This is a genomic window from Faecousia intestinalis (assembly GCF_040096185.1).
GTDB lineage: Bacteria > Bacillota > Clostridia > Oscillospirales > Oscillospiraceae > JAZOXB01.
Genome location: NZ_JBBMFF010000103.1, coordinates 1 through 983 on the forward strand (window position 1 = coordinate 1; position 983 = coordinate 983).

Below are 983 nucleotides of genomic sequence, written 5' to 3' on the forward strand. Positions count from 1 at the left end.
ACGTTTTCGCCGGAAGTGCCCAATTATCCGGCCAAGTACTGCGAGATTCCCACGTCGCTTCGCTCCTCGGAATGACAAACCTGAAGGTCCTGCGCCACTGAATCAATGGCGCAAATACTGCTGTTCTCCCAGGCGCTCAGGGAACACCGCTACATTTTTCTCTCGCGCGGCGGCATCCCCGCCGGGACTTTTTCCATTTACCGCACTGCATATTATTGAAAATTACGGGATATTTTCTGTAAAAATATTGACAAAAAAGTTAAGGGGTGATATGCTGGATTTACCGGAAGGGAATACTTGTCAAACGTTCAATTGGAACGGAAGGGAAGGAGAAAATACCCATGAAAAACCCGAGATATTGGAAATTACTGGCTTTCACGATTGCAGTCATCGCCATTTCCTCTCTCCTGTTCGGCTGCACAAAGCAGAAATTGGCACCGATGACAAAAGTCTGGGTTTCCCCCTATTACATCAGTAATTGGGTATACAACGCGGAAGGCAAATACCTGCATACAGGAGATAACGGCGCGGTAACAGCGGATTCTACGATGGAAATTCTGCATGAGAGTACCTGGCCAATGGGCGTTACGGCTTCAATGCCAAAGTATCTGATTCCAGATACGGAAAAGCTGCTTTTTGAAGTCACGGCGAAAAATGCCGCGATACGGGCGGATTCCGATGAGGTTTATCTCATAGCAGAACTGGTGAATGAGGCCGATGATCAGTGGTTGGAGCTGACTGCGAACGGTTTCCGTCTGAAGGGCAAAGTAACTTCATACAACGCAAGGGGGCATTTTAAGCAAGCAGCTTTTCCAAGTGCAGACGACTTCTATTACAAACTGACCGGCGAGCAGGAGAGCGATCTGCGGGTGTACTGGCAGGACAATACGCTCCGGATCGTCTCCGAAAGTCCCGGTGAAGTTACGCTGCATTTAAAAGATTTGCGTGACACCTACCAGTTCCCGGCGGGCGGCTGCGTGATC

Annotated in this window: 1 protein-coding gene; it reads left to right on the top strand. The window is 49.3% G+C overall.

The genetic code is table 11. The features are described from left to right. Nucleotides 1-341: 341 nt before the first annotated feature. Nucleotides 342-983 (top strand): hypothetical protein (locus WMO66_RS01825; protein WP_349134706.1); only part of this gene is annotated, 642 nt, incomplete at its 3' end.